Raw genomic sequence first — 18790 nt, 5'->3', positions numbered from 1 at the left:
CACGGTGACGGATCGCCACAAAGATCGCGACAAGGGGGAGGAATTCCCTCTTCCGATCTGCCGCGTCCGCCGACGGGCCGACGCCCGGCCCGGCCACCGTCATCCCCGGTGCCGGCCCCGCCGGCCCCCGCCCCGGGGAGCGCCCCACCCTGCGGCTGCGGGAGGCCGAGCCCGGGGAGGAGCAGCCGCGCTACGCGCCCGAGTGGCTGGAGCTGCGCGAAGGCGCCGACGCGGCCGCGCGGGCGAACGACCTGCTCGATCCGCTGCGCGACCGGCTGGCCGACCTGCCGGCGCGGGCAGGCGGGACCGTCGTGCACGACCTGGGCTGCGGCACCGGCTCGATGGGGCGCTGGCTCGCCCCCCGGCTCGACGGGGCCCAGCACTGGATCCTGCACGACCGCGACCCCTACCTCCTGCACTTCGCCGCCGTCGCCTCCCCGCGGTCCGGCGCCGACGGCAGCCGCGTCACCGTCGAGACCCGGCGCGGCGACGTCGCCCGCCTCACCCCGGACGCACTGGCCGGCGCCTCGCTGGTCACCGCCTCCGCACTGCTCGACGTCCTCACCCGCGAGGAGATCGACACCCTCGCCGCCGCCTGCACCGGGGCCGGCTGCCCGGCGCTGCTCACCCTGTCGGTGGCCGGCCGCGTCGAACTCACCCCGCCGCACCCGCTCGACGCGCAGATCACCGAGGCGTTCAACGCGCACCAGCGCCGGGGCGGCCTGCTCGGCCCGGACGCGGTCACGGCGGCGTGCGACGCCTTCGCCGAGCGCGGCGCGACCGTGCGCGTACAGCCCAGCCCCTGGCGGCTCGGCCCCGACGAGGCCGAGCTGACCGCCCAGTGGCTGCGCGGCTGGGTCGGCGCGGCCGTCGAGGAGCGCCCCGAACTGGCGGCACCGGCCGGGAAGTACCTCGCCGCCCGTCTCGCGGAGTGCGCGGCGGGCGAGTTGCGCGTCACCGTCCACCACAGCGACCTCCTGGCGCTGGCCCGGCAGGCGGGCGGGGCGTCATGAGCGCCCCGACGGTGAGCGCCCCCACACCGGCGCGGGCGGTCCACGTCCCCTCGCGCCCCCGTGCCCGGCCCACCGCCCGCGCCCTGCGCACCCACCTCGGCACGCTCGCCGGTGCCGCCATCCTCGCCATCCTGATGTGGCGCATGGGAACCGGCGTCCTCCTCGACGGGCTGCGCCGGATCGACGCCCTCACGCTGCTGGCGGCCCTCGGCATCGGCCTGCTCACCACCGCGTTCAGCGCCTGGCGCTGGCAGTTGGTGGCGCGCAGCCTGCACATCCGGCTGCCGCTGGGACCGGCGCTCGCCGACTACTACCGCGCCCTGTTCCTCAACGCGGCCCTCCCCGGCGGCATCCTCGGCGACGTGCACCGGGCGGTGCGGCACGGCCGGAGCGCCGGCGACCTCGGCCGCGGCGTCCGCTCGGTCGTCCTGGAACGGACCGCGGGCCAGGTGGTGCTGGCCGTGGCCGGGGTGGCGGTCCTGCTGACCGTCCCGTCCCCGGTGCTCGACGAGACCCGGCACATCGTCCTGCTGCTGGTGTTCGCCGCGGCCGGTGCCCTCGCGATCGGTCTGGCCGTGCGCATGAACCGGACCCCGGCCGCCCGCCGGCGCCGCGCCCTGCTCGCCGAGGCCCGCGACGCCCTGCTGTCCCGCCGCAACGGGCCCGGCGTCATCGGCTCGTCCGTCGTGGTCCTCGCGGGTTACGTGGCGATGTTCCTGCTCGCCGCCCGGGTCACCGGCACCGGTGCCTCCGTCATCGTACTGCTGCCGCTCGCGGTGCTCGCGCTGCTCGCGATGAGCCTGCCGCTCAACGTCGGCGGCTGGGGGCCGCGCGAGGGCGTCACCGCCTGGGCGTTCGGCGCCGCCGGGCTCGGCGCGGGCCACGGACTGGCCGTCGCGGTGGTGTACGGCGTGCTGAGCCTCGTGGCGAGCCTGCCCGGCGTCCTCGTCCTCGTTGCCCGCTGGTACACGGGCCTGCGCAGCCGCCCGTGCTACTCCGGGTCGCCCAGCAGCAGCGAGAAATACGCTCCGAACGACTCCGCCAGGCTCGCCAGCAGCACCTTGCCCTTTTCCGCATCCCCCAGTGAAGGACGGCCGATGACGCCCGAATCGGTGTAGGCGGACATACCCAGGCTGAGCAGATGACGCCGGTCGTCCGCCACGAAATCGGCGCTCTCATGTCCGGGCCTGACCAATTCCGGATGAGTGTGCAGAAGGATGGAGGTCTCGATTTCCCCCGCATGCATGTCGGTGAGCAGCGAGGTCCGCACCCCGGCACGCTCCCGTGCCGTCTCCCAGTCCTCCGCGGCCGGGAACAACGCCATTCGCTCACCTCGCGCGGAGGATTCCTGAACGACGTTTCCCAGGACATAGTTTCCACCGTGCCCGTTGACGAGGACCAGCGCCTCGACGCCCGAGCGGCGGAGCGACTCGGCTATGTCCCGTACCACCGCGTGAAGGGTCACGGAGGAGATGCTGACGGTCCCCGGCCAGGCCGCGTGCTCGTGCGAGCAGGAGATCGTCACCGGAGGAAGGAGGTGCACGGGGTACGTGTCCGCGATCTCCCGCGCGACGGCGCAGGCGACGAGTGTGTCGGTCGCGAGCGGAAGGTACGGCCCGTGCTGTTCGAAACTGCCCACGGGAAGGACGGCGACCTGGCGTGAGACATCGGCGCCCCGCGTCCGTACGTCCTCCGAGGTGTCCCCGGGCAGCAGACCGTGCCCCACCGCGCCGGATCCCGCCGAGCGTATTTCCGAACCACTCATTTCTTCACGGCCTTTCGTCTCTGCTTAGGAAACAGATCATGACAGAAAACATCGGCGTCATAGGCAAGAAATCAGCTCAGCGCACCGGTGTGGAACGCATCGTGAATGCGCCACTGCCCACGGTGTACGGGCAATTCCGGGCGGTCGGCTACCTCGACCACGACCGCGGCGACGAACAAGTGGCCCTGGTGTACGGCGACATCGGCACCGAGGACGTCCTCACCCGGCTGCACTCGGAGTGCCTGACCGGTGACGCCTTCGGCTCCCAGCACTGCGAGTGCGGCGACCAGCTCGCCTCCGCCCTGCGGGCCGTCGCCGCCGAAGGGCGCGGCGTCGTCGTCTACTTGAGAGGGCACGAGGGCCGCGGCATCGGCCTGCTCGGCAAGCTGCGCGCGATGGCCCTCCAGGCGGAGGGCCTGGACACCGTCGAGGCCAACCTGGCGCTCGGCCTGCCGGTCGACGCCCGTGACTACGGCGTCGCCGCGGAGATCCTGCGCGATCTCGGCGTGTCCTCCGTACGGCTGATGTCCAACAACCCGCGCAAGCGGGAGGCGCTGGTGCGGCACGGCATCACGGTCGCCGAGCAGGTGCCGCTGCTGATCCCGCCGTGCGAGAAAAACATCACGTATCTGCGGACGAAGCGGGAGCGACTGGACCACCATCTGCCGCACCTGGACGCGGTCGCGCACTGGTCCTGACCCGGAGCGGGAAGTGTGCTGAGCGGACAGAAGGGGGAACAGAAGGGGGATACGGGAGAGCAGCCCCGGTGAGCATGCCGGGGCAACCCCCGCCCGAAGGAGCGCCGCGTGGTGGAACGAGCCTCGGTCGTCGTCGTCGGCGGTGGTGTGATGGGCACCAGCATCGCCTGCCATCTGGCCCGCGCCGGTGTCCCCGACGTGGTCCTGGTCGAGCGCGGCGAACTCGCCTGCGGCTCCACCTCGAAGGCGGCCGGCGGAGTGCGGGCGCAGTTCTCCGACGAACTCAACATCCAGCTCGGCGCGCGCAGCCTGGAGGCGTTCGGCCGCTTCGAGCAGGACACCGGGTACGACATCGGCCTGCACCGGGTCGGGTACCTCTTCCTGCTGTCGACGCCGCAGGAGGTCGCCGCGTTCGAGGCGGGCGTGCGGCTGCAGAACGACCTCGGCGTGCCCAGCCGGCTGACCGACCCGGCCGAGGCCCGCCGCCTGTCGCCGCTGATCACCACCGACGGACTGCGGGCCGCGGCCTACTCGCCCGACGACGGTCACTGCACCCCTGAGGCCGTCGTCCACGGCTACGCGGCCACCGCCCGCCGCCACGGGGCCACCGTCCTGCGGCACTGCGAGGTCACCGGCATCGAACTGCACGGCGACACCATCACCGCCGTCATGACCAGCAGGGGCCGGATCGCCACCGACACGGTGATCTGCGCGGCCGGCGCCTGGTCGGGGCAGGTCGCCGCGACGGTCGGCGTCGACCTGCCGGTGGAGCCGCTGCGCCGCCAGATCGCGGTCACCGAACCGGTCCCCGGCCTGCCGCCGGCGCTCCCCATGACCATCGACTTCGGCACCAGCCTCTACTTCCACACCGAAGGCCCCGGGCTGCTCGTCGGCATGTCCGACCCGGACGAGACCCCGGGCTTCGCCACCGACACCCACGACCGCTGGATCCCGGGCCTGTGCGACGCCATGGCCCGGCGCGCCCCCGCCCTTCTCGACCTGCGCCGCACCGGCGGCTGGGCCGGCCTGTACGAGATCACCCCGGACCACAACGCCCTGATCGGCGAGGCGCCTTCACCGTCCCGCTTCCTGTACGCGACCGGCTTCTCCGGCCATGGCTTCCTCCAGGGCCCGGCCGTCGGCGAGGTCGTCCGCGACCTGTACCTCGGCCGCGTACCCTTCGTGGACGTCCGCCCCCTGAGCGCCGACCGCTTCGCGGCCGACGCCCCGCGCCCGGAGGCCAACCTCGTATGACCGAGCTGCACCTGTGGCTGCGCCACGAGACCCGCCGAACCGAACGCCGCACGCCCATCGTCCCCACCGACGCGGGCCGCCTGACCGGGAGCGGGGTCACCGTCACGGTCGAGGAGTCACCCCAGCGGGTGTTTCCCGTCGAGGAGTACGAGGCGGCCGGCTGCCGCGTCGCGGCCCCTGGCTCCTGGGCGGCGGCGCCGCCCGACACCGTGATCCTCGGCCTGAAGGAGCTCCCGGAGCAGCCGAACGCCCTGACCCACCGGCACGTCTACTTCGGCCACGCCTACAAGGGCCAGCCCGGCGCCGCCGACCTGCTGCGTCGCTTCACCACCGGTGGCGGGACCCTGCTCGACCTGGAGTACCTGGTCGACGACGACGGTCGCCGGCTGGCCGCCTTCGGCTTCTGGGCCGGTTACCTGGGCGCCGCGCTCGCCGTCCTCCAGCACCGCGGGCGGCTCACCGCCCCCCTGACACCCACCGGCAAGGACGAGCTGGACGAGACCCTGCGCCCCGCCGCCGGGGACACGGACCTCACGGCACTCGTCGTCGGCGCCCTGGGCCGCAGCGGACGGGGCGCGCGCGTCGCCCTCCGGTCGGCCGGCGTGGAGCCCACCTGCTGGGACCTCGCCGAGACCCGCGCCCTGGACCGCCCGGCCCTGCTGGGCCACGACGTCCTGGTCAACGCGGTGCTCGCCACCACCCCGGTGCCGCCGTTCCTGCGCGAGCAGGACCTCGACGACGCCGCCCGGCGGCTGCGCACGGTCTGCGACGTCACCTGCGACGTCGGCTCCCCCCTCAACGTCCTGCCGGTCTACGACCGCGTCACCGACTGGGCCGAGCCCGTACGGCGGCTGCGCAAGGAGCCCGAGCTCGACCTGATCGCCATCGACAACCTGCCGTCCCTGCTGCCGAAGGAGTCCAGCACCGACTTCTCGGCGGCGCTCACGCCCCAGCTTCTCGACTTCCGCACGGGCGGGGCGTGGGGCCGCTGCCGCGAACGGTTCCAGGCGGCGATCAGCGAATCGGCCGTCACGAAGGGGGAGTCACAAGGTGACTGACGAGCGTGCTCCCGCCAGTGGCACGGTCCACTGGGTCGGCGCCGGACTGTCCACCGGCAGCGGACCGGCCATGCTGTGCGACACCGCCGAGCGGGTACGGCTGTGGCACCGCACCCGGGACCGCGCCGCCGAAGCCCTCGACCGGCTGGGTCTCACCGGCCGCGCCGAACCCCGCGCCTACACGCTCCCCGCGCTCACCGCCGAACTGGCGCCCGGCGACGTCGTCGTGTCGATGCTGCCCGCGTCCGACCATGCCGCGCTGCTCGCGGCCTGCGTCGCGCGGAGCGCCCATTTCGCCTGCTCCAGCTATGTGTCCGAAGCGGTGCTCGAGCAGGTGCCCGCGGCCACCCGGGCCGGGCTGGTCGTCCTCACCGAGGCGGGCCTCGACCCGGGGATCGACCACCTCTTCGCGCACAGCCTCGTCACCCGGGCCCGCGCGGCGATCGGCGACGCGGACCCGGCGTCGTACCACTTCACCTCGTACTGCGGTGGCGTCCCGGCGGTGCCGAACGACTTCCGGTACCGGTTCAGCTGGGCGCCGGCCGGGGTCCTGGGCGCGCTGCGCTCGCCCGCCCGGTACATCGAGGACGGCGAGGAGGCCCTCGCGGAGCGGCCCTGGGAGGCGACGCGGCCGCACGCCGTCGGCGGCGAGACCTTCGAGGCCTACCCCAACCGGGACAGCGTCCCCTTCATCGCCCAGTACGGCCTGCCGGCGGCCTGGACGCCGCGCACCTTCGTGCGGGGCACGCTGCGGCTGAAGGGCTGGCTGAAGGCCTGGGGCGGGGTGTTCGAGGAGCTCAGGGCCGGGGACGACGCCCGGATCGGCGCACTGGCGCAGGAGTTGGCGCGGCGTCATCCGACGACGGACGCCGATCGGGACCGGGTCGTGCTCGCCGTCTCCTTGGAGGTGCGCGGCGCCGCGGGGCGGACCTGGTCGGGTGGTTACCTTCTCGACCTGGTGGGGGACGAGGAGGAGAGCGCGATGGCCCGCTGTGTCTCGCGCCCGCTGGCCGTGGGCGTCCGGCACGTCCTGGACGGCTCGCTGCCGCCCGGCCTCAGCCGGGCCGCCGGGACGGCGGCCCGGTCCGAGCAGTGGCTGGACGAACTCACGCGTGCGGGGATCCCGTTCACCCGTCCTTGACCGCCTCGTGGACCAGCTGCTTGAGGTCGCGGAACATGGTGTGCGAGGTGCGGGGCCGCACCTGGGTCATGAACTGCACCGTCACATCCCGGCTCGGGTCGACCCAGAACGTCGTGGTCGCCACCCCGGTCCAGCCGAAGGTGCCGAGCCCGGCAGGCGCGAGGGTGCGGTCCGGGTCGATGACCACGGAGACGCCGAGACCGAAGCCGACGCCGTCGTTGCCGGGCTCGTCATGGGCCGGGTGGCTGCCGAAGGAGCGCAGGTCGGCGCCGCCGGGGAGCTGGTTGGAGGTCATCATGTCCACCGTCCGCGGAGTGAGCAGCCGTACCCCGTCGAGTTCCCCGCGGCGACGGAGCAGCTCCATGAAGCGGTGCATGTCGTAGGCGCCCGCCACTATGCCGCCACTACCCGACAGGAACCGCGGCCGGCCACGCAGCGGCAGGCCGGGGATCGGCTCGATGCCGGTGCCGTCCTCCTTCTCCCCGTACATCTCGGCCAGCCGGTCCGCCTGTCGGACGTCGACCTCGAAGCCGGCGTCCGGCATCCCGAGCGGGCGGAAGATCCGCTCCGCCAGGTGCACGTCGAGCGGCTGCCCCGACACCACCTCGATGACCCTGCCGAGGACGTTGCTGGCGACCGAGTAGTTCCACTGCGTGCCCGGCTCGAACTGCAGCGGCAGGCTCGCGTACACGTCGATCGTCTCGGCGAGGTTCGCACCCGGCGGCACCGACGACTCGAGACCGGCCTCGCGGTAGAGGGCGTCGACGGGGTGCGAGTGGTAGAAGCCGAAGGTAAGCCCCGAGGTGTGGGTCATCAGGTGCCGGATCAACATCGGCCCGGCGGCCGGGCGGGTCCGGGTGTCCGCGCCGGAGCCGCCCTCGTAGACCGGCACGTCGGCGAAGGCCGGCAGATGGCGGGCGACCGGGTCGTCCAGCGACAGCCGGCCGTCCTCCACCAGCATCAGCGCGGCGACCGCGGTGAAAGGCTTGGTCATCGAGTAGATCCGCCACAGCGTGTCGGGCTCGACGGGCAGCCCGGCGGCCATGTCACGGTGGCCGTGCGCGGTGAGGTGCGCGACGCGGCCGCCGCGCGCGACGCAGACGAGGAAGCCGGGCAGTCTGCCCTCGTCCACGTGGTGTGCGAAGTACTGGTCGATGCGGTCCAGCGTCTTCCCGTCCAGCCCCACATCGCGCGGGTCCACCTCTTGTCGCAGCACTGCCATCGCCCTGCCTCCGCTTTCGTTCTTCGAGGTGGGATCGGAGATACCCCGCCCGCGCACCCTCAGACCTCATCGTCGCGCAGGAATACGCAAAGGGCCGGCAGGATGATCGCGATGTGCCCGAGTCGCGTCCTTCGTCTCGTCCCGTCCCGGCAGCAGCAGAGCCGCCACCGCACCCAGCGCGGCGAAACCGGCGAGGACGGGCAACGGCGCACGGCCCGCGCCCATGAGCGTCGTCGCCACCGCCACGCCGAGCACCGGCCCGACGTTCATCGCCGTCTGCTGCAGGCCGCCCTCGACCCCCGCCGACGCCACCGGGGCCTGCCGGACGACGACATGGGCCCCGCCACCATGACCGTGCCGAACCCGGCGCCGAGCAAGGCGAATCCGGCGGCCAGGGGGAGCGGGCCGGTGGCGGGGGCGAGCACCAGGACGACCACGGCGAGGACGGTCATCGCCGCCACGGCCGTTCGGCGCGCGCCCGCCCGGCGCAGCAGCACCGCGCACAGGGGCGCCGACGCCACCATCAGCACCGCGAGCGGCAGGGTGAGCAGGGCGCTGCGCAGCGGATCGAGGCCGAGGGCGCGGTGAAGGAAGTAGGTGCCGGCGAAGAGGGTGCCCGACAGGGCCGCGGACGCTGCCGTGAGCACACCGAGCGCGGCGGCGACGGGAGATGAGCCGATGACGTCCGCGGGCACCAGGGGCTGCGCGGTACGGCGTTCACGGACGACGAACGCCACGGCTGCCACCGTCGCCATGACGCAGGTCGCGGGCGTCGGCGTGACCAGCGCGTGCACCAGGCAGGCCAGGGCCGAACACCAGCAGGGCGGCGACGGAGATCAGATAGCCGGTGCTGGTCCACTGGACCTGGGCGAAGGATGCGTCCAGGTCCTGTTGCAGGATGGCTGCGCGATGGTCAGCACCGTGCCGTCGAGTGCGACGACCATCGCACCGACCACGCTGCTCACCAGGGCGAGCCGGGGGTTCACCGCTCGCCCTCCGGACCTAGGTGGGCATCGAGGGCGGTGTGCACGAGCGCGGTGAAGTCGGCGCCGGTGGCCAGTTGGAGGCTGCCCCAGGTCCACAGCTGGGCGATGCCGTGCAGCTGAGCCCAGAGGGCTCCGGCGACGGCCCGGGCGTCGGCGTCGGGGCGGACCTGGCCGACCAGCTCCACCAGGACGCCGAACAGGGGAAGGCTGGTGTCCCGCAGGCCCGGGTGGCCGCTCTCCAGCAGGTCGTGGCGGAACATCAGCTCGTACATGCCGGGGTTCTCCAGCGCGTACTCCAGGTAGGTCCGGGCCAGTCGGGCGAGCCGTGCGCGCGGGTCCCCGACCGTCGCCCCGGGCGTCGTCGTGCGGGCGGCGAGTTCGGTGAAGCCGCGGCGGGCGATGGCCGACAGCAGCTCCAGGTGCGTGGGGAAGTAGCGGCGCGGGGCCCCGTGCGAGACGCCGGCCCGGCGGGCGATCTCGCGCAGGGTGAGCGCCTGGGCGCCCTCGCGGGTCACCAGGTCGACGCCGACGTCGACGAGCCGGGCGCGCAGGCCGGCGGGGGACTCACTCTCATCCATGGACACTGTCTACCACTGCTGCGTAGACAGTGTCTACTCATTGGGAATGGCGAAGTTCCGGCGGAGGTTGAGCGAGTCATGAATGAGGACGCACTGCTGAAGCTGCTCTCCCAAGGCCACAGCGGGGTGCTGGTCACCCTCCGGCGGGACGGCCGACCCCAGTTGTCGAACGTGATGCACGCCTACTACCCCGGTGAGCGGACCATCCGGATCTCGGTCACCGACGACCGCGCCAAGACCCGCAACCTGCGCCGCGACCCCCGAGCCTCCTACCACGTGACCACGGAGGACCACTGGGCCTACACCGTCGCCGAGGGCACGGCCGACCTCACGCCCGTCGCAGCCGACCCGCACGACGACACCGTCGAGGAACTCGTCCGCCTCTACCGCGACATCGGTGGCGAGCACTCCGACTGGGACGACTACCGCGCCGCCATGGTCCGCGACCGCCGCCTCGTGATCCGGCTCCGGGTGGAGCGTGCGTACGGCGCTGCCCCACGCTGAGCGGGGCGGGTGAGGCAGGTCCGGACGCGGTGGGTACTCGGCGCATCGAGAAGGCAGCACGGCCCGGACATCTGACGCACCGCTCGCCCGAAAAGAGGGGCACATGAACGACCAAGCGCACACGGACGGCACCGGCACGGACGGCGCCGACCTGCTGGGCATCTATCTCAACGACCACCTGGCAGGCGCCACCGCGGGCACCGACCGGGCCCGTTCACTGGCCGGAGCACTGGAGGAGTCGCCGTCGGGACCGGTCCTGAGCACCGTCGCGCGGGAGATCACCGAGGACCGGGCGAGTCTGCTCGCGATCATGGACACGCTCGGCGTGCCGGTGCGGCACTACAAGGTGTCCCTGGCCTGGGCGGCGGAGAAGGTGGGGCGGCTGAAGAGCAACGGGCGCCTGGTGGGCCGCTCGCCGCTGACCTCGCTGGTGGAGCTGGAGGGCCTGCGCCTCGGGGTGCTGGGCAAGGCCGCCGCGTGGCAGACCCTCCGCCAGGTGGCCGAGACCGACGGCCGGCTCGACGCCGGACAGCTGGACGACCTGCTGGCACGGGCCGAACGCCAGCAGGCCACGCTGGAGGAACTGCGCCGCCGGCAGGCCACGGAGACCTTCCGGCAGGCCTGACGGCACCCCACCTGCGGGGCACCCGGGCCCGGGGCGCGGTAGCTCGTGCGCGGACCGGTGGGTCTCAGGGCTGACAGGCGTGCGCGTGGCTGTGCGCGATCTCGTCGGGACAGCCCCGTCCGTTCCGCTGGTGGTCCCGCAGCCAGTCCCGTACGGCCAGCGCGAACGCGCCCAGTACCGGCAGGACGCCGCAGCCGACCGCAAGCGCGACGGCGGACCGGTAGTGGCCCTGACCGCCGTCTCCGAGGGTCATGTAGAAGAGGCCGGGCAGCGCCGCCGTACCCACGGCGCCGCCCAGCCGCTGTCCGGTCTGCAGGGCCCCGCCCGCCGCTCCCGCCATCCGCACCGGCACGTCCCGCAGGGTCATGGTCACGTTGGGGGAGATCACGCAGCCGCTGCCGATCCCGCCGACGAGCAGCGCCAGGGCCTGGAGCCACACCGCCGTGCCGCCGGGTGCCCACCGCAGGATCAGCGCCGCCCCTCCCAGGCCCACGACGACGGCGGCGAGTCCGCACACCGTCAGGAGTCGTCCCAGCCGCTCCACCAGCCGGCCGGCCACCGCCGCGGCCACGGCGGAACCGATGGCGAAGGGCGTCACGGCGAGCCCGGACTCCAGAGGTGAGTAGCCCAGCCCGTCCTGGAAGAACAGCGCGAACACCAGCCACACCCCGCTGAACCCCACGAAGTACAGCGTGGCGATGGCGGCACCCGTGACATACCCGCGCGTCGAGGTGGCGAGCCGGGGATCGAGGAGCGGCTGGCCGTGGCGTGCCGCGACCCGTCGTTCCCAGTGGACGAAGGCCACGAGGAACGCCGCCGCGACCGGGAACAGCCACCACAGCATGCGGAGACCGCCCGACTCGGCGAGCACCAGCGGCAGCATCACCGACAGCACCCCCGCGCCCAGCAGCGCGACGCCGGGCAGGTCGAGCCGCTGACCGCCGGAGGGCGCTGTCTCGGGCAGCAGCCGGAGGCCGAGGATCAGCGCGACCACGCCGACCGGAACGTTGACGTAGAAGATCCAGCGCCAGCCCCCGGGGCCGTCCGCGAAAGTCAGGATCAGCCCGCCCACGACCGGGCCGACCGCGCTGGAGATGCCGACCGTGGCGCCGAACAGACCGAAGGCCCGGCCCCGCTCGGCGCCCCGGAACATCTGCTGGATGAGGGCGGAGTTCTGCGGTGCCAGACAGCCCGCGCACACGCCCTGCGCGACGCGGGCCACGACGAGCAGCGCGATCGACGGCGCGGCCCCGGCGCAGGCGCTGCACAGGACGAAGCCGGCCAGGGCGATGAGGAAGATGCGCCGTCGGCCGATCGTGTCGCCGACGCGGCCCGCCGTGACGAGGACCAGGGCGAAGGAGAGGGCGTACCCGGAGACGACCCACTGGATGGCGGGAGCCGTGGCCTGCAGGTCGCGCTGCATGGACGGTAGCGCCACCGCGACGATCGTGACGTCCAGCAGGCTCATGAATCCGGCCACGAGTGTGACCCACAGGGCGCTCCAGCGTTTCGGGTCGAGTTCGTCGGCCTTCCTCGCGCCCGCCCCGCCGTCCCCCTGCCTGCCCGCCTCCGCTCCCATCATCACTCCCTACTGCGACCGTCCGCCGCCGTCGCGACACCGACGTGCGTGCGGGTTACCAGCCTGCGGCCCGGCCACACGCCACGTGCCCCGCGCGTCGGCCAGGTGGCGGTAGGGCGCTCAGCCGAAGACGCGGCCGGGCCGAGGCGACGCGAGGCGGGCGCGGGGTGCGGGGCGCCACGTCGTGACGAGGGCGACGGCGAGCAGGAGCTCGGCGATGTCACCGCCGTAGTACATGATCTCCGCCGCTGTCCGCACCTCGGCGGCGGGCGCGTGGACGTCGACCCAGAAGCCGCCGTACATCAGCTGCGAGACGACTGCGTGCACGGCGATGGCGGCGCCGAGCAAGACCAGGCGGGCACGCACGCCGGGCCGGGCCGGTGCGGGGTCCGGACCGGCGACGACGTGGGCGAAGAGGCAGCCGGCGACCAGGAAGTGGGCGTGCAGCAGCCAGTGCCCGGCCGGCTGGGCGGTCAGGGTGTTGTACAGCGGGGTGAAGTACAGGGCCACGAGGCTGCCGGTGGACAGCAGCCAGGCGATGGCCGGATGCGTGAGCGTCCGGGCGGGGCGGCTGTGCAGGAGGGCCGAGAGCCGTCTGCCGCGCGCCGGGGGAAGGGTGCGCAGCAGCAGCGTGAGGGGAGCGCCCAGCACCAGGGCGAGTGGGGCGTACATGCCGACGAGCAGGTGCTGGGCCATGTGGACCCTGAAGTCCGTGTGGGCATGGGCCGCCATCGGCGGCAGCAGCGCCACGGCGAGCAGGGCAAGCCCCGTCGTGAAGCCGGCCGTCCGCCACCGGCTCCAGCCCCGGGACGGGTTGCGGCGCCGGGCCCGGTGGGCCAGGTAGAGGTAGCCGCCGGCGCACAGGAGCAGGGCGAGGGCGGGCACCGGCACCGCGAGGAGGCCGCCCGCCGTGTGGTCGCCCGCGGGGTGCGGACCGTGCTCCATCAGGCGGTTCCCGGTGCCCGCCCGGTGCCCGGAGCGCCGGGTTCGAAGGGCCGCCCGCCACGCCGGAGCAGTCGGCCACCGGCGACGAGCAGCGCGCCCAGGACCAGGAAGCCGATGTCCCACCACGTCTGGCCGTCGCCCGCGTAGACGTGGTGGATGCCCAGGATGTGATGGTCCAGGACGCCCTCGACGAGGTTGAACAGGCCCCAGCCGGCCAGGATCCAGCCCCACAGCACGCGTGAGGTCCACACGCGGCGGCGGTCGTGGGTCACGCGGGAGTAGAGGACGGCGAGGCCGAGCAGGACGGACAGCCAGCACACGGTGTGGAAGACGCCGTCCCAGACGGTGTTCATCTCCAGGCCGGGAACCGTCTTCGGGTCGTAGTACCTCACGCCCACGTTGTCGGTGTTCGTGCTGGAGAGCATGTGGTGCCACTGGAGGAGCTGGTGCAGCAGGATGCCGTCGAGGAATCCGCCGAGCCCGACCCCCAGCACGAGTCCCGGCAGCTGAAGGCTCGCCGGTGCCTGAGCGGTCCCTGCCCGATCTGCGGTCGTCGCCATCGTCGTGTCTCCGTCCGGTCCGCGGCGCGGTGAGAACTCCCAGCCTGCGCTGGATTCCCGGATGCGGACGTCGTAGTCACCCGAACGCACGGGAATTGGTCCGTCGGGGCACGGAACCGCCGGATCCGGTCAGGCCGCGAGCACGGGCCCCGGCACCGCCCGCAGGGGCCTGGCCGGCGTGCGTGCGGCACGGACGCGGTAAGTCGTCCTCGACGGGTCGACGACCGGCTCGCCCAGGGTGATCCGGCCTGCCGCGTGGAGGCTGTCGCACTCCTCGGTAGGCAGGGCGACGTAGCAGCTGCCCTGGCCCGTCACGGGGTCGTGCGGCCGCCAGTAGCCGTAGCGGCGGCGGCCGTCGGCGTGCACGGTGACGAAGACCGGCGTGCTCGGGTCGGAGATGATGCGCGCGGTGTCCGGGGCGGCGGGGCGGGTACGGGAGACCAGCCGGGCCGGACGGCGGTCGTGCGGGGCGTGCGCATGGCCGGTGGTGAGCGGCATCATCGGGACCTTTCGCGGGTGGGTGATCGAGACCGACTACCCGGCACGGCCGTTGTTGATCTCTCTTTCGCGGCATTCTTCAGCACGGCACTGACAACGGCCGGAAGCCGACGCCCCGCGACCCGTGCTCCTACGCCCAAGCCCCCGGACGCCGCCCGGGCGCCGGGGGCCGCACCGGGCCGGTCAGGCGGTCACCGTCTCCGGCCGCGCGGACTCACGGGCACCCGCGCCGAGGTCCTCGGTCGGCACCCTGTGGGTCTCGCGGGCCGACAGCGCGGCGACGACCGGCGGGACGCACAGTGCCGCGGTGAACAGGGCCACCGAGGACCAGTCGTCGCCGCCGGGACCGGCGATCCGCGCGGCGAAGGTGACCGCGAAACCTGCCACCGCCTCGCGGCCCGCGGCCCGTCACGACCTCCCGGAGGAGGAGATCCGGACGTACCGCGACCTCGGCATCCTCTACGACCGGGACGCGCACGGAGTCTTCCGCCACTGCTACACGCAGACCGTCGGCCGGATCTTCTTCGAGCTGGTCCAGCGCGACGACGGCTACCGCGGCTACGGCGCGCCGAACGCCCCGGTCCGCCTCGCCGCCCAGCACGCCCAGAAGGCGGTCACTGGCGGCTGATCATCCGGGTCACGCCGGCGGCGACGGTCGTGGCCAGGATCCAGCCGGTGAGGACGAGGACGTACGCCAGCGCCTGGTACCAGCCCTGCGGGGCGAACGCGGGCTCCTGGCCGAAGGAGATCACCGGCAGCAGCAGGTCGAGCGTGTAGAACACCGGGTTGAAGCCGGGCGCCTCGGACGGCTTCAGCGCCGGGGGGTGGTGCAGGGCGTAGACGACGGAGCCGACGCAGAGGAGTGACAGCAGCCAGCCGGCCGCCCGCATCGGCCGGTAGCCGTAGCCGACGGTGGCCTCCTGGAGATGTCCCCAGAAACGCCCGATCACCGGCAGCGTGGCGCGGTGGCGGCGCTGTTTGGCGAGCTGGACCTCGCGGGCGGCACGGTCGTCGCCGATGCGCTGGTAGCTGGCGGTCAACTGCTCGTAGGCGTGCGGAACATAGCCGTCGCCGTCACGCTCCAGCATGGGCAGCCGCCGCTCGGCGGGCTCGGGCGGGTTGAGCGAGGTGTAGGTGAGACCGTTGAGCAGGACCCGGTCCGGCAGCATCTCCGGGTCCAGGAACAGGACTTCGAGCTGGGCCCGCCGCAGATTGAGCGTGCCCTCCACGGGTGGTCCCTTGCGCATCCAGAGCTCACCGATCGTGCTGCTGCTCACCCGCAGCGCGGCATGGCCGGGGTTCGACAGCTGGGAGTACGACAGGTCCAGGCGCCCCCCGATCCGGGCGCCGCGCAGTCCGATCCAGCCCCGTACGCGCGCGTGGCGCACCAGGACATGGCCGCCGACGCTGAGTGTCTCCCCGTCGAGGGCGGCGAGTTCGGGATGGCTGAGCCCGGCCTCGTTGAGGTTGACCGACCCGCCGACCTCGGCGCCCGTCAGCCGTATCTCACCCTCGACCCGCAGCCCGGGTGCCCACAGGTCGTCGCCCACGGTCGCCTGGTTGAGCTGGAGCGCCGGTTGCGTCGTCTCGGGTGCGCTGATCTCCACGCCCTCCAGGTACAGGCTCCCGGCGATCTGGGCGCCGGCGAGCCGCACCACGCCCCGGAACCGGGAGCGGGTCATGCGCAGGATGCCCTCCACCTGCACGCCGTGGGAGACCAGGCCGGGCAACACCGACTCGCTCAGGTTGAGTTCGCGCAGCCGGCAGCCGTAGAAGCGCGGCACCTCGTCGAAGTAGCAGTGCCGCAGGCGCGTGGGGTGGTCGAAAGTGGCGTACTGGAGGTCGAGCATGCCCGTGATCCGGGCGCCCGCCAGGTTGAGCGTGGCGATCTCGCCGTCCTCCTGGGGGCCGTCGAGGAGCAGCGACCTCAGCACATCCGCGCGTACGGTCCGTTCCGGTCCCCACGCGGCGCCCGCCGCCGCGTCCTCGTCCTGCCCGGCGCGGAAGTCCACCGGCTCCCCGCGCGGAAAGGCATGCCACACCCGTCGTTCGGCCGGTGTCAGGTCGTCGATCTCCATCGCGGGCGACTCTGACCCGACCGAACCACGCGTGTCAACAGGGCTTTTACGGCCGCATGTTCCACTCGGCGACGACCGGCCGGCCGTGCTCCGTCGACAGCCGGCTCACCGTCCCCGTCGCCAGCTGGAACAGCCGGCCCCCGGCGGGCGGCAGTCCGAGCCGGCGGGCCGTCAGGACGCGCAGGAAGTGGGAGTGCGCCACGAGGACCACGTCGCCGCCGGCGAGCGCCGCGCCGACCCGGGCGAGGACCCGGTCGGCGCGGGCGCCGACCTCGGCCGGCGACTCGCCCGGGTGCCCCTCCGTGCCTGGCGGCACCCCGTCCGTCCACAGGTTCCAGTCGGGCCGGGTGCGGTGGATCTCCCGGGTGGTGACCCCCTCGTAGCCGCCGTAGTCCCATTCGTGCAGGTCGGGCTCGGGTATCGCCTCGACCAGGCCCGCCAGTTCGGCGGTGCGCCGCGCGCGGCCCAGCGGGCTGGTGAGCGCGAGAGCGAAGTCCCGCCCGGTCAGGAGTGGAGCCAGGGACTTGGCCTGTTCCTCGCCGTGCCCGGTCAGGGGCAGGTCGGTCCAGCTGGTGTGCTGTCCCGTGACGCTCCACTCCGTCTCACCGTGGCGGACCAGCAGTAGATCCCCCACGGCCCGCTACTTCTCCGCCGACTCGACGGCGTGCCCGCCGAACTGGTTGCGCAGGGCGGCGACCATCTTCATCTGCGGGGAGTCGTCCTGCCGGGACGAGAACCGCGCGAAGAGGGAGGCCGTGATCGCGGGCAGCGGCACGGCGTTGTCGATCGCCGCCTCCACCGTCCAGCGGCCCTCGCCGGAGTCCTCCGCGTAGCCGCGCAGCTTCTCCAGGTGCTGGTCGTCGTCGAGGGCGTTCACCGCGAGGTCCAGCAGCCAGGAGCGGATGACGGTGCCCTCCTGCCAGGAGCGGAACACCTCGCGCACGTTGTCGACCGAGTCGACCTTCTCCAGCAGTTCCCAGCCCTCGGCGTAGGCCTGCATCATGGCGTACTCGATGCCGTTGTGGACCATCTTCGCGAAGTGTCCGGCACCCACCTTGCCCGCGTGGACGTAGCCGTAGGGGCCGTCCGGCTTGAGCGCCTCGAAGATCGGCTTCAGCCGGTCGACGTGCTCCTTCTCGCCGCCGACCATCAGCGCGTAGCCGTTCTCCAGGCCCCACACGCCGCCCGAGACGCCCGCGTCGACGAACCGGATGCCGCGCTTGTCGAGTTCCTCGGCGTGCTTCTCGTCGTCCGTCCAGCGGGAGTTGCCGCCGTCGATGACGGTGTCGCCGGGCTTGAGCACGCTCGACAGCTGGTCGATGACGCCCTGGGTGACGGCGCCGGCCGGGACCATGACCCAGATCACGCGCGGCGCGGCGAGCCGGTCGGCGAGTTCGACGAGGTTGTCGACGTCGGAGAGTTCTGGGTTGGTGTCGTACCCGACGACCTCGTGACCGGCGTTGCGCAGGCGCTCGCGCATGTTGCCGCCCATCTTGCCGAGACCAACAAGACCGATCTGCATGTCAGCTCACTTCCTGAATTCGCGGTAGGCGGCCACGAGCGCGGCCGTGGACGGGTCGAGACCGGGCACCTGCGCGCCCTCGGTCAGGGCGGGTTCGACGCGCTTGGCGAGGACCTTGCCGAGCTCGACGCCCCACTGGTCGAAGGAGTCGATGTTCCACACGGCGCCCTGCACGAACACCTTGTGCTCGTAGAGTGCGATGAGCTGGCCGAGCACCGACGGGGTCAGCTCGCGGGCCAGGATCGTGGTCGTCGGGTGGTTGCCCTGGAACGTCCGGTGCGGCACCTGGTCCTCGGCGACGCCCTCCGCGCGCACCTCGTCGGCCGTCTTGCCGAAGGCGAGTGCCTGCCCCTGGGCGAACATGTTGGCCATGAGCAGGTCGTGCTGGGCCTTCAGCTCGTCGCTCAGCTCGGCGACCGGACGCGCGAAGCCGATGAAGTCCGCCGGGATCAGCTTCGTGCCCTGGTGGATGAGCTGGTAGTAGGCGTGCTGCCCGTTGGTGCCGGGCGTGCCCCACACCACCGGACCGGTCTGCCACTCCACCGCCCGGCCCTCACGGTCCACCGACTTGCCGTTGGACTCCATGTCGAGCTGCTGGAGATACGCCGTGAACTTCGACAGGTAGTGCGAGTACGGCAGCACCGCGTGCGACTGGGCGTCGTGGAAGTCGCCGTACCAGATGCCGAGGAGACCCAGCAGCAACGGTGCGTTGGACTCGGCGGGGGCGGTGCGGAAGTGCTCGTCGACGAGGTGGAAACCGTCGA

General features: G+C 72.9%; 19 protein-coding genes and 4 pseudogenes. 9 read left to right on the top strand and 14 right to left on the bottom strand.

Annotated elements, in window-relative coordinates; translation table 11 throughout:
* Positions 1-101: 101 nt before the first annotated feature.
* Both AB0O67_RS30000 and AB0O67_RS29995 read left to right on the top strand, forming a co-directional pair.
* Positions 102-1013, top strand: a complete 912-nt coding sequence (locus AB0O67_RS30000) for a class I SAM-dependent methyltransferase (RefSeq protein ID WP_365456693.1) — start codon at positions 102-104, stop codon at positions 1011-1013.
* Positions 1010-1942 (top strand): annotated as a pseudogene (locus AB0O67_RS29995) (lysylphosphatidylglycerol synthase transmembrane domain-containing protein); the annotation flags it as partial. The gene AB0O67_RS30000 and the pseudogene AB0O67_RS29995, both read left to right, overlap by 4 nt.
* 62 nt (positions 1943-2004) lie before the next feature.
* Here AB0O67_RS29995 and AB0O67_RS29990 read toward each other — a convergent pair.
* Positions 2005-2778, bottom strand: coding sequence for a creatininase family protein (locus AB0O67_RS29990; protein ID WP_365456690.1), 774 nt, complete (start codon positions 2776-2778; stop codon positions 2005-2007).
* A gap of 38 nt (positions 2779-2816) precedes the next feature.
* Between AB0O67_RS29990 and ribA the strand changes: the two genes are divergently transcribed.
* The 4 genes from ribA to AB0O67_RS29970 all read left to right on the top strand — a co-directional run bounded on the left by ribA (position 2817) and on the right by AB0O67_RS29970 (position 6929).
* Complete coding sequence (ribA, locus tag AB0O67_RS29985; RefSeq protein ID WP_365456687.1) at positions 2817-3476, top strand: GTP cyclohydrolase II; 660 nt, start codon at positions 2817-2819, stop codon at positions 3474-3476.
* A gap of 108 nt (positions 3477-3584) precedes the next feature.
* Positions 3585-4730, top strand: a complete 1146-nt coding sequence (locus AB0O67_RS29980) for an FAD-binding oxidoreductase (RefSeq protein ID WP_365456684.1) — start codon at positions 3585-3587, stop codon at positions 4728-4730.
* Positions 4727-5788: a saccharopine dehydrogenase gene (locus tag AB0O67_RS29975; RefSeq protein ID WP_365456681.1), complete on the top strand. Its 1062-nt coding sequence runs from the start codon at positions 4727-4729 to the stop codon at positions 5786-5788. The genes AB0O67_RS29980 and AB0O67_RS29975 overlap by 4 nt, the downstream gene beginning before the upstream one ends.
* Entirely contained in the window at positions 5781-6929 is a 1149-nt protein-coding gene (locus AB0O67_RS29970) for a saccharopine dehydrogenase family protein (protein ID WP_365456678.1), read from the top strand. The genes AB0O67_RS29975 and AB0O67_RS29970 overlap by 8 nt, the downstream gene beginning before the upstream one ends.
* Here the strand turns inward: AB0O67_RS29970 and AB0O67_RS29965 are convergent.
* The 4 genes from AB0O67_RS29965 to AB0O67_RS29950 form a co-directional block, all read right to left on the bottom strand.
* On the bottom strand, positions 6916-8151 hold the full coding sequence (locus tag AB0O67_RS29965) for a serine hydrolase domain-containing protein (RefSeq protein ID WP_365456675.1): 1236 nt from the start codon (positions 8149-8151) through the stop codon (positions 6916-6918). The two genes, AB0O67_RS29970 and AB0O67_RS29965, sit on opposite strands and share 14 nt — an antisense overlap.
* A gap of 66 nt (positions 8152-8217) precedes the next feature.
* Entirely contained in the window at positions 8218-8421 is a 204-nt protein-coding gene (locus AB0O67_RS29960; RefSeq protein WP_365456672.1) for a hypothetical protein, read from the bottom strand.
* Positions 8418-8906 (bottom strand): hypothetical protein, encoded by a 489-nt coding sequence (locus AB0O67_RS29955; protein ID WP_365456669.1) that lies wholly within the window; start codon positions 8904-8906, stop codon positions 8418-8420. The genes AB0O67_RS29960 and AB0O67_RS29955 overlap by 4 nt, the downstream gene beginning before the upstream one ends.
* A gap of 227 nt (positions 8907-9133) precedes the next feature.
* Positions 9134-9715 carry a TetR/AcrR family transcriptional regulator gene (locus AB0O67_RS29950; RefSeq protein ID WP_365456666.1) on the bottom strand — a complete coding sequence of 194 codons (582 nt, stop codon included), beginning with the start codon at positions 9713-9715 and terminating at the stop codon, positions 9134-9136.
* 78 nt (positions 9716-9793) lie between these two features.
* Between AB0O67_RS29950 and AB0O67_RS29945 the strand changes: the two genes are divergently transcribed.
* Both AB0O67_RS29945 and AB0O67_RS29940 read left to right on the top strand, forming a co-directional pair.
* Positions 9794-10219 (top strand): PPOX class F420-dependent oxidoreductase, encoded by a 426-nt coding sequence (locus AB0O67_RS29945; RefSeq protein ID WP_365456663.1) that lies wholly within the window; start codon positions 9794-9796, stop codon positions 10217-10219.
* Positions 10220-10322: 103 nt separating this feature from the next.
* The gene (locus AB0O67_RS29940) at positions 10323-10844 is read left to right on the top strand and encodes a hypothetical protein (protein WP_365456660.1); all 522 of its coding nucleotides are present in this window, start codon (positions 10323-10325) and stop codon (positions 10842-10844) included.
* Positions 10845-10908: 64 nt separating this feature from the next.
* Here the strand turns inward: AB0O67_RS29940 and AB0O67_RS29935 are convergent, their stop codons facing one another.
* From AB0O67_RS29935 to AB0O67_RS29915, 5 genes and pseudogenes are all read right to left on the bottom strand, one after another.
* The gene (locus tag AB0O67_RS29935; RefSeq protein WP_365456657.1) at positions 10909-12426 is read right to left on the bottom strand and encodes an MFS transporter; all 1518 of its coding nucleotides are present in this window, start codon (positions 12424-12426) and stop codon (positions 10909-10911) included.
* A gap of 117 nt (positions 12427-12543) precedes the next feature.
* On the bottom strand, positions 12544-13368 hold the full coding sequence (locus AB0O67_RS29930) for a cytochrome c oxidase assembly protein (protein ID WP_365456654.1): 825 nt from the start codon (positions 13366-13368) through the stop codon (positions 12544-12546).
* The gene (locus tag AB0O67_RS29925; RefSeq protein ID WP_365456651.1) at positions 13368-13928 is read right to left on the bottom strand and encodes a DUF2243 domain-containing protein; all 561 of its coding nucleotides are present in this window, start codon (positions 13926-13928) and stop codon (positions 13368-13370) included. The genes AB0O67_RS29930 and AB0O67_RS29925 overlap by 1 nt, the downstream gene beginning before the upstream one ends.
* Before the next feature lie 129 nt (positions 13929-14057).
* Positions 14058-14426 (bottom strand): hypothetical protein, encoded by a 369-nt coding sequence (locus AB0O67_RS29920; protein ID WP_365456648.1) that lies wholly within the window; start codon positions 14424-14426, stop codon positions 14058-14060.
* A 183-nt stretch (positions 14427-14609) separates the two neighbouring features.
* Positions 14610-14816 (bottom strand): annotated as a pseudogene (locus AB0O67_RS29915) (MFS transporter); the annotation flags it as partial.
* 10 nt (positions 14817-14826) lie between these two features.
* Between AB0O67_RS29915 and AB0O67_RS29910 the strand changes: the two are divergent.
* Positions 14827-15054 (top strand): annotated as a pseudogene (locus tag AB0O67_RS29910) (sugar phosphate isomerase/epimerase and 4-hydroxyphenylpyruvate domain-containing protein); the annotation flags it as partial.
* Here AB0O67_RS29910 and AB0O67_RS29905 read toward each other — a convergent pair.
* The 4 genes and pseudogenes from AB0O67_RS29905 to AB0O67_RS29890 form a co-directional block, all read right to left on the bottom strand.
* The gene (locus AB0O67_RS29905; protein WP_365456645.1) at positions 15041-16504 is read right to left on the bottom strand and encodes a membrane-associated oxidoreductase; all 1464 of its coding nucleotides are present in this window, start codon (positions 16502-16504) and stop codon (positions 15041-15043) included. The pseudogene AB0O67_RS29910 and the gene AB0O67_RS29905 sit on opposite strands and share 14 nt — an antisense overlap.
* A gap of 46 nt (positions 16505-16550) precedes the next feature.
* The gene (locus AB0O67_RS29900) at positions 16551-17138 is read right to left on the bottom strand and encodes a histidine phosphatase family protein (RefSeq protein ID WP_365456642.1); all 588 of its coding nucleotides are present in this window, start codon (positions 17136-17138) and stop codon (positions 16551-16553) included.
* A 6-nt stretch (positions 17139-17144) separates the two neighbouring features.
* A complete protein-coding gene (gene gnd / locus AB0O67_RS29895) occupies positions 17145-18026 on the bottom strand; it encodes a phosphogluconate dehydrogenase (NAD(+)-dependent, decarboxylating) (protein ID WP_365456639.1) in 882 nt (293 codons plus the stop codon).
* A 6-nt stretch (positions 18027-18032) separates the two neighbouring features.
* Positions 18033-18790: pseudogene (locus AB0O67_RS29890) on the bottom strand (glucose-6-phosphate isomerase); the annotation flags it as partial.

This window comes from Streptomyces sp. NPDC086077 (assembly GCF_040686175.1).
Lineage (GTDB): Bacteria > Actinomycetota > Actinomycetes > Streptomycetales > Streptomycetaceae > Streptomyces.
This window is presented reverse-complemented; position numbering and strand designations above follow the sequence as displayed.

What these genes read in the sequence shown, in the direction of transcription:
- AB0O67_RS29990 (WP_365456690.1), bottom strand. Translation starts at nt 2,778, where the DNA reads ATGAGTGGTTCGGAAATACGCTCGGCGGGATCCGGCGCGGTGGGGCAC.
- ribA (WP_365456687.1), top strand. Translation starts at nt 2,817, where the DNA reads ATGACAGAAAACATCGGCGTCATAGGCAAGAAATCAGCTCAGCGCACC.
- AB0O67_RS29975 (WP_365456681.1), top strand. Translation starts at nt 4,727, where the DNA reads ATGACCGAGCTGCACCTGTGGCTGCGCCACGAGACCCGCCGAACCGAA.
- AB0O67_RS29965 (WP_365456675.1), bottom strand. Translation starts at nt 8,151, where the DNA reads ATGGCAGTGCTGCGACAAGAGGTGGACCCGCGCGATGTGGGGCTGGAC.
- AB0O67_RS29960 (WP_365456672.1), bottom strand. Translation starts at nt 8,421, where the DNA reads ATGAACGTCGGGCCGGTGCTCGGCGTGGCGGTGGCGACGACGCTCATG.
- AB0O67_RS29955 (WP_365456669.1), bottom strand. Translation starts at nt 8,906, where the DNA reads ATGGCGACGGTGGCAGCCGTGGCGTTCGTCGTCCGTGAACGCCGTACC.
- AB0O67_RS29950 (WP_365456666.1), bottom strand. Translation starts at nt 9,715, where the DNA reads ATGGATGAGAGTGAGTCCCCCGCCGGCCTGCGCGCCCGGCTCGTCGAC.
- AB0O67_RS29945 (WP_365456663.1), top strand. Translation starts at nt 9,794, where the DNA reads ATGAATGAGGACGCACTGCTGAAGCTGCTCTCCCAAGGCCACAGCGGG.
- AB0O67_RS29940 (WP_365456660.1), top strand. Translation starts at nt 10,323, where the DNA reads ATGAACGACCAAGCGCACACGGACGGCACCGGCACGGACGGCGCCGAC.
- AB0O67_RS29935 (WP_365456657.1), bottom strand. Translation starts at nt 12,426, where the DNA reads ATGATGGGAGCGGAGGCGGGCAGGCAGGGGGACGGCGGGGCGGGCGCG.
- AB0O67_RS29930 (WP_365456654.1), bottom strand. Translation starts at nt 13,368, where the DNA reads ATGGAGCACGGTCCGCACCCCGCGGGCGACCACACGGCGGGCGGCCTC.
- AB0O67_RS29925 (WP_365456651.1), bottom strand. Translation starts at nt 13,928, where the DNA reads ATGGCGACGACCGCAGATCGGGCAGGGACCGCTCAGGCACCGGCGAGC.
- AB0O67_RS29920 (WP_365456648.1), bottom strand. Translation starts at nt 14,426, where the DNA reads ATGCCGCTCACCACCGGCCATGCGCACGCCCCGCACGACCGCCGTCCG.
- AB0O67_RS29905 (WP_365456645.1), bottom strand. Translation starts at nt 16,504, where the DNA reads ATGGAGATCGACGACCTGACACCGGCCGAACGACGGGTGTGGCATGCC.
- gnd (WP_365456639.1), bottom strand. Translation starts at nt 18,026, where the DNA reads ATGCAGATCGGTCTTGTTGGTCTCGGCAAGATGGGCGGCAACATGCGC.